This is a genomic window from Solirubrobacter soli DSM 22325 (assembly GCF_000423665.1).
In the GTDB taxonomy this organism is placed as follows: Bacteria; Actinomycetota; Thermoleophilia; order Solirubrobacterales; family Solirubrobacteraceae; genus Solirubrobacter; species Solirubrobacter soli.
In genome coordinates, this window is record NZ_KE384073.1 from 68,709 (window position 1) to 76,103 (window position 7,395).

Here is a 7,395-nt window from a genome sequence, read left to right on the forward strand (position 1 = left end):
CTGCATGGAGGGCTCCACGCTCACCCGGCCACGCCCGGGAACCGATCCTGAAAGCGCGCAGCCGAGTCCCGGCGAGCGCGGCGACGGCCTGGCCAAGATCGTCTTCGCGCTGCTCTGTCTCGGCTTCGCGATCGGGTTCTTCGTGTTCCCGACATACCCGGTCTATGACTCCTATTACTCCTTGCTGTGGGGGCGCGACCTGCTGCACGGGAACCCGCTGGTCTTCGACGGGTTCCGCTACCCCACCGAGCACCCGCTGGCGATCGCCGCCGGCGCGATCCTGCAGCTCTTCGGCGGCTGGGGGGATCGCCTGTGGGTGGCGATGATCCTGGCCTCGTTCCTCGTGCTGGTGGCGGGCGTGTACCGGCTCGGGCGGATCGCCGCGACCCCGCTCGTGGGCGCGGTCGCGGCCGCGCTGCTGCTGACCCGCTTCGACTACCCGTTTCTCGCTGCCCGCGGCTACATCGACATCCCCTACATGGCGCTGGTCGTGTGGGCGGCGACGCTGGAGGCGACGCACCGCCGGCGCGGCCTGCCGGTGCTGATCCTGCTCTCGCTCGCGGGCATGCTGCGGCCGGAGGCGTGGTTCCTGGCCGCGATGTACTGGGTCTGGGTCGCGTGGAAGGCCTCCTGGCGCGATCGGGTGATCTTCGCCGCCGTGGCCGCGAGCGGCCCGCTCGCGTGGTTCGCGGTCGACTACCTCGTCACCGGCGACCCGCTCTTCTCCCTCCACTACACGGCCGGCTCCGCCGAGGATCTCGGGCGTCAGAAGTCGCTCTCGGAGCTGCCGAGCGCGATCCCGCAGTTCTTCGAGAACCTCGTGAAGCTGCCGGTGCTGGCGGCCGCCGTGATCGGTACCGCCGTCGGCGTGGTGATCTCCCCGCGCCGCATGCTGATGCCGATCGTCCTGCTCGGCGCCGGCGTGATCACGTTCGTCGCGATCGGCATCGCGGGCGCGTCGGTGATCGAGCGCTACCTCGCCGTGCCCGCGTTGGCGCTGATGGTGCTGGCGGCGGTCGCGATCGGTGGTTGGACGATGCTGCTGCCCGGCTGGCTGCGCACCGGCTGGATGCTCGCCGCGGTGCTGATCGTGGTCGGCGGCGTCGCGTACACGGCCACCCACCTGAACCTCTCGCGCTTCGACAACGAGCTGCGCTTCCGCGGCCAGGCGCACGACGATCTGACCGAGGTCCTCGAGGACCCGAAGGTGCAGGCCGGACTGAGATGTGGACCCCTAACAGGCCCTAACCACAAGATCGTCCCCGACAGCCGCTGGATCGCCGATCTCGGCGACGGCGACGTGTGGGCCCGGGCCCAGAGCTACCGCGACGACAAGCGCTACCTCGCCCCCCAGAAGACGGGCGTCGCGATCGTCGTCACCTCCCGCTTCGCGATCTTCAAGCACGCCTGGACCGACGCCGCCGACGACGCCCGCATCCAGGTCCCGCCCGAAGGCTTCCAGCGTGTGAAGACGACGAGGTTCTACGCCGCGTATGTCCGCTGCTGAGACGGCCACGCCGCCTCGCTCCCGCCTACGCGGGCTCTCGCTCGGCTGGCCCCCGATCGTCATCGGGCTCTTCGTGCTCGCGTTCGTCCTGCGCATCGTCGGCTTCAAGACCGGCCTGCCGTACGTCTACAACGCCGACGAGAACAGCCACTTCGTCCCGCGCGCCATCGGGATGTTCGGCCACTCGCCGAACCCGAACTACTTCATCAACCCGCCCGCCTTCACGTACGTCCTGTACGCGCTCTTCACCGTGCGCTGGGGGACGGACCCCGCGAGCATCGGCGGCGCCTTCGCGGCCGATCCCACGAGCGCGTTCGCGCTCGCACGCGCGGCGAGCGCCTTCCTCGGAGCGCTCGCCGTCGCCTTCACCGCCGTCGCCGCGGCGCGGCTCTTCGACGACCGGCGCGTCGGCGTCCTCGCCGGTGTCCTGCTCGCGGTCGCGTTCCTCCCGAGCCACTACAGCCATTTCGCGCTCAACGACGCACCCACGCTGGCGCCGCTGGCGGCGGCGCTGATCGGGATCGCGGGCATCTACCGCACCGGCCGCACGCGCGAGTACGTGCTGGCCGGGCTGGCGCTCGGCGTCGCCATCGCGACCAAGTACACGGCCGGGATCGTGCTCGTGACGCTCGTCGCGGCGGCGTTCGTGTCCCCGGTCGCCCACGCGCGCGTGCGCAACCTCGCGCTCGCCGTCGGCCTGATGTTCGCGGGCTTCATCGCCGCCAACCCGTACGCGCTGCTCGACCACAACGCGTTCCGCGAAGGCCTCGAGAAGCAGACCGACACCGCGGGGGAGGAGGGCGGCAAGCTCGGCCTGGCCAACACGAGCGGCTGGACCTATTACCTGACCACGTTCACCTGGGGGCTCGGCTGGCTGCCGTCGCTGTTCGCGCTCGGCGGCGCCGGGGCGCTGATCGCGCGCCACCGCCGGCTCGCGCTGCTGCTCGCGCCCGCGCCGATCCTGCTGTTCCTCTACCTCGGCCAGCAGTCGCGCTTCTTCGCCCGCTGGATGCTCCCGATCTACCCGATCCTCTGCATCTTCGCCGCCTACGGCATCGTCGCCCTCGCCGGCCGCTTCAAGCGCCACGCCACGCTCGCGGCGGCGGCGATCGGTGCCGTCGTCGCCCTCCAGGGCCTGATCTTCACCGTTCATAACGACCTCGTGCTCGCCAAGGCGGACACGCGGCAGGTCGCGCGCGACTGGATGGTCCAGAACATCCCGTCGGGGTCGAAGATCGTCGTCGAGCCGATCGCGCCCGACCAGTGGGCGATGGACGCGGGCCATCCGTTGTTCGAGGACGAAGGCGGGACCGGTTCGGGCAACCGCTGGAACAAGTGGCGCACGTCGCGCTCCTGCTTCTTCAACGGCAAGACGATCACGTCGGGCTCCTGTCCCGTCGTCAAGATCGAGGACTACGAGCGCACGACCCGGCCGGAGCTCGTCGGCAACTACGAGCGCGGCGGGTTCTGCTTCGTCGTCACCGGCTCGACCCAGTACGGGCGCGCCTACGCGGACCCGCGGGACGTCCCGTACGCGCTGCGCTACTACGACGAGTTGAAGAAGCGGGGCGACGTCGTCTTCCGCACGAGCCCGTCGACCCGGAACGTCCCGTTCTCCTTCGACTACTCGTTCAATTACTACCCGTTGACCTACTCGCGCCCGGGACCGGAGATTGTGATCTACCGGTTGCATGGGGACAATTGCCCGTGATGAGGAAACTGGTCGCTCTCGGCGTCGTCTGCGGGCTGCTCGCGGTCGCCGTCCCCAACCTGATCGTCTGGCTCGGCGGGCGCTCGCCCGTGACCAAGGACCCGGCGAAGGTCCCGCACGCCCAGGCCGCGCTCGTGCTCGGCGCGCAGGTCTACCGCGACGGGAAGCCCAGCATCATGCTGCGCGATCGCGTGAACGCCGCCGCGGACCTCTACCGCGCCGGCCGCGTGGACAAGCTGCTCCTCTCCGGCGACCACTCGCGCAAGGACTACGACGAGGTCGGCTCGATGCGGCGCCTGCTCATCGACCAGGGCATCCCGCCGCAGGACATCTTCACCGACCACGCGGGGTTCGACACGTGGGACTCGGCGCAGCGCGCGCGGCGCGTCTTCGACGTCTCCAGCGCGGTGGTCGTGACCCAGGGCTTCCACATGGCCCGCGCGCTCTACGACGCGCGTCGCGCCGGCCTGAAGGCGACGGGGTTCATCGCCGACCGGCGCCAGTACGGGACGATCATGGGCAAGCTGCGCGTGCGCGAGGCCGCCGCGCGGGTCAAGACGATGGGCGACGTCGTGACCGGCGCCGACCCGCACTTCCTCGGCGCCGAGATCCCCATCACCGGGGACGGACGGGCGTCGTGGGGGGATTGATTCGCAAGTCAATATCGTCTGTAGGGACGTGAGCACCCTGCAGACCACCGACCACGAGCACCTCGTCCGCGCGATCGAGCTCGCCGAGGGCGGCCGTGGGCGGACGAGCCCGAACCCGCTGGTCGGTGCCGTGATCGTGCGCGACGGCGTGGTGCTGGGCGAGGGCTTCCACGCCGCGCTGGGCGAGCAGCACGCCGAGCGGGCGGCGATCGCCGCCGCCGGCGGGGCGGATCTGCGCGGCGCGACGCTCTACGTCTCGCTCGAGCCGTGCTGCCACACCGGCCGCACCCCGCCGTGCACGGACGCGATCCTCGAGGCCGGTTTCGCCCGGGTCGTGGTCGCGTCCGACGACCCGACCGACAAGGCCTCAGGCCGCGGGCTCGGGATCCTGCGCGACGAAGGCGTGGTCGTGGAGCTGGCCGACGGCGAGGTCGCCGCGCGCGCCCGGCTCCTCAACCAGCCGTTCCGCAAGCACGCGCGTACCGGCCGGCCGTTCGTGCTCTTCAAGTCCGCGATGACGCTGGACGGCAAGGTCGCGACCCGCACCGGGGACTCCAAGTGGATCTCGGGCGAGGACTCGCGCCTGCTCTCGCACCATTGGCGGGCGGAGGTCGACGCGGTCGTGGTCGGCATCGGCACCGCGTTGACCGACGACCCGCAGCTCACCGCCCGCATCGAGGGCGTCACCCGCCAGCCGCGGCGGATCGTCTTCGACTCCGAGGCCCGGCTGCCGCTGGACTCCCAGCTCGTCCGCGGCGCCGCCGAGGTGCCGCTGACCGTCGTCGTCACCCGCGCCGCGCCGCGCACCGCCGTCGACGCGCTCGAGGTCGCCGGCGCCGACGTGATCGTCGCCACCGGCGCCAACGAGCCCGACCGCGTCCGCAACGCGCTCGCGCAGCTCGGCAACGCCGGCGTGACCTCGATCCTGCTCGAGGGTGGCCCGCACCTGGCGGGCGCGTTCCTGGACGCGGGCGAGGTCGACGAGATCCGCCTGTTCGTCGCGCCTGTGATCCTCGGCGGCTCGAGCGCGCGCGACCCGCTGGAGGGCGAGGGCGCGGAGCGGATCGCCTCGGCGATGCGCGCGCTGTCGCTCGAATGCTCCCGGTCGGCCGAGGACGTCCTGATCACCGCCCGCATGAAGGAGTGGTAGCGCTTGTTCACCGGCCTGGTCGCTGACCTGGGAACGGTCACCGCCGTCGAATCGACCGGTGACGGCGTCCGTCTGAACGTGAAAACTTCCCTTGCTGGAGAGCTGAGCGAGGGCGACTCGGTCGCCGTCAACGGCGTCTGCCTGACCGCGACGGCGATCGCCGACGGGGTCTTCGCGGCCGACGTCATGCACGAGTCGCTGCGGCGCTCCTCGCTCGCGGAGATCGGCGAGGGCTCGTCGGTGAACCTCGAGCTGCCGCTGCGCGCGTCCGACCGGCTGGGCGGGCATGTGGTGCAGGGGCACGTCGACGGCGTGGCGGTGGTGCGCGAGACCCGCGAGGACGGGTTCGCGCGGGTCGTAACGTTCGACGCTCCGCCCGAACTGTTGCGCTATGTCGTCGAGAAGGGCTCGATCGCGGTGGACGGGGTGTCGCTGACCGTGTCGGCGATCGACGCGACGTCCTTTTCGGTGTCCTTGATCCCCGAGACCTTGGAGCGGACGACGCTCGGGACGGCCGAACCCGGCCGTCCGGTGAATCTGGAGGTGGACGTGCTCGCCAAGTACGTGGAGAAACTGGTTCGTGCCTAGGCCCTTCGCAACCATCGAGGAGGCGCTCGAGGAGATCCGCGCGGGCCGCATGGTCGTCGTCTGCGACGACGAGGACCGCGAGAACGAGGGCGACCTGACGCTGGCGGCGCAGTTCGCGACGCCCGAGGCGATCAACTTCATGGCCAAGGAGGGGCGGGGCCTGATCTGCCTCGCGCTGACCCCCGAGCGCTGCGAGGAGCTCGGGCTCGACCTGATGGCGGCCAAGAACGAGTCGCCGTACGAGACCGCGTTCACCGTGAGCGTCGAGGCGCGCGACGGGATCACCACCGGCATCTCCGCCGCGGACCGCGCGCGGACGATCCAGGTCGCCGTCGACCCGGAGAGCGCGCCGCGCGATCTGGTGCAGCCGGGCCACGTCTTCCCCCTGAAGGCCAAGCCGGGCGGCGTGCTGGAGCGCACCGGCCAGACCGAGGCCGCCGTCGACCTGGCGCGGCTCGCGGGATTGAACCCGGCGGGCGTGATCTGCGAGGTCATGAACGACGACGGCACGATGGCCCGTGTCGACGACCTCGAGCGCTACTGCGCCAAGCACGACCTGAAGATGATCACCGTCGCCGACCTGATCGCGTATCGGCGCAAGCACGACAAGCTCGTCGAGCGGGTGGTCGAGACGCGCCTGCCCACCGGCTTCGGCGAGTTCAGCGCCGTCGGCTACCGCTCGCTGGTGGACAACAAGCACCACGTCGCGCTGGTCAAGGGCGACGTGTCCGGCCAGGAGGACGTGCTCGTCCGCGTGCACTCCGAGTGCCTGACCGGCGACGTCTTCCACTCCCTGCGCTGCGACTGCGGCGAGCAGCTCGAGGCCGCGCTGGCGATGATCGAGCGCGAGGGCTCAGGCGTCCTGCTGTACCTGGCGCAGGAGGGCCGCGGGATCGGGCTCCTGAACAAGCTGCGCGCCTACAACCTGCAGGACCAAGGCCTCGACACCGTCGACGCGAACCTCGAACTGGGGTTGCCCGTCGACCTGCGCGACTACGGCATCGGCGCGCAGATCCTCGTCGACCTCGGGTTGTCGTCGATCCGCATCCTGACCAACAACCCGAAGAAGATCCGCGGGCTAGAGGGCTACGGGTTGAGCGTGACCGCCCAGGTCCCGATCGAGCACGCCCCGAACCCCCACAACGAGGCCTACCTGCGCGCCAAGCGCGACCGCATGGGCCACACCCTCCACCACCAGGGTCTCGCGCTGGACGAGCAGATGGTCCACGACGAGGCCGTCCACGACCGGGAGCGCCGCCCTTAATGACCTTCGCGATCGCCGTCGGCCGCTTCTACGAGGACCTCGCCGCGAGGTTGATCGCCGGCGCCCAGGGCGCCTTCGAGGCCGCTGGCGTGGGGGAGGCCGACGTCTACGACGTCCCCGGCGCCTTCGAGCTGCCTCTGGCCGCTTCGTATTTGGCCGGAACCGGCCGCTACGCGGGTGTCGCGTGTCTGGGCGCAGTGATCCGCGGCGAGACCTCGCATTACGACTACGTCTGTTCGGAGGCCGCCCGCGGGATCATGGACGTCCAGCTCCGCACCGGCGTCCCCTGCGCCTTCGGCGTCCTGACCGTGGAGAACATGGACCAGGCGCTCGCCCGCACCGGCGGCGGCAAACGCGACCAGGGCGCCCACGCGGCCGAAGCCGTCGTGACCCTCGCCCGCCTCAAGCGCTCCCTCGCCTAGTGGGCGGGCGCGTCCGACGCGCCGCGCGGCACGGCCGCCTGACCGTTTCTCGCGGCCGGCTGCTCGCTCCTCGCCGGCCGGGCTGATCGTTTCTCGCGGCCGG

7 protein-coding genes are annotated in these 7,395 nt (G+C 70.9%); all 7 read left to right on the top strand.

The genetic code is table 11. From position 1 onward, the window contains the following. The first annotated feature begins 4 nt into the window (after positions 1-4). Genes G569_RS0141165 through ribH form a run of 7 tightly spaced genes read left to right on the top strand, consistent with a single transcriptional unit; the run spans position 5 to position 7,292 of the window. Positions 5-1,507 (top strand): hypothetical protein, encoded by a 1,503-nt coding sequence (locus tag G569_RS0141165; RefSeq protein ID WP_028067728.1) that lies wholly within the window; start codon positions 5-7, stop codon positions 1,505-1,507. Beyond that, complete coding sequence (locus G569_RS0141170; protein WP_028067729.1) at positions 1,494-3,218, top strand: ArnT family glycosyltransferase; 1,725 nt, start codon at positions 1,494-1,496, stop codon at positions 3,216-3,218. The genes G569_RS0141165 and G569_RS0141170 overlap by 14 nt, the downstream gene beginning before the upstream one ends. After that, positions 3,218-3,868, top strand: coding sequence for a SanA/YdcF family protein (locus G569_RS0141175; protein ID WP_028067730.1), 651 nt, complete (start codon positions 3,218-3,220; stop codon positions 3,866-3,868). Before G569_RS0141170 ends, G569_RS0141175 begins: the two co-directional genes overlap by 1 nt. 28 nt (positions 3,869-3,896) lie before the next feature. Then, entirely contained in the window at positions 3,897-5,018 is a 1,122-nt protein-coding gene (ribD, locus tag G569_RS0141180) for a bifunctional diaminohydroxyphosphoribosylaminopyrimidine deaminase/5-amino-6-(5-phosphoribosylamino)uracil reductase RibD (RefSeq protein WP_245602725.1), read from the top strand. A 3-nt stretch (positions 5,019-5,021) separates the two neighbouring features. Next, positions 5,022-5,606 (top strand): riboflavin synthase, encoded by a 585-nt coding sequence (locus tag G569_RS0141185; protein WP_028067732.1) that lies wholly within the window; start codon positions 5,022-5,024, stop codon positions 5,604-5,606. Beyond that, entirely contained in the window at positions 5,599-6,870 is a 1,272-nt protein-coding gene (locus G569_RS55990) for a bifunctional 3,4-dihydroxy-2-butanone-4-phosphate synthase/GTP cyclohydrolase II (protein ID WP_037502986.1), read from the top strand. The genes G569_RS0141185 and G569_RS55990 overlap by 8 nt, the downstream gene beginning before the upstream one ends. Continuing rightward, complete coding sequence (gene ribH / locus G569_RS55995) at positions 6,870-7,292, top strand: 6,7-dimethyl-8-ribityllumazine synthase (RefSeq protein ID WP_037502987.1); 423 nt, start codon at positions 6,870-6,872, stop codon at positions 7,290-7,292. Before G569_RS55990 ends, ribH begins: the two co-directional genes overlap by 1 nt. The last annotated feature ends 103 nt before the right edge of the window (positions 7,293-7,395 follow it).

Excerpts from the sequence above, each read along its gene's own strand:
- G569_RS0141170 (WP_028067729.1), top strand. The coding sequence starts at position 1,494 with ATGTCCGCTGCTGAGACGGCCACGCCGCCTCGCTCCCGCCTACGCGGG.
- G569_RS0141175 (WP_028067730.1), top strand. The coding sequence starts at position 3,218 with ATGAGGAAACTGGTCGCTCTCGGCGTCGTCTGCGGGCTGCTCGCGGTC.
- ribH (WP_037502987.1), top strand. The coding sequence starts at position 6,870 with ATGACCTTCGCGATCGCCGTCGGCCGCTTCTACGAGGACCTCGCCGCG.
- G569_RS0141165 (WP_028067728.1), top strand. The coding sequence starts at position 5 with ATGGAGGGCTCCACGCTCACCCGGCCACGCCCGGGAACCGATCCTGAA.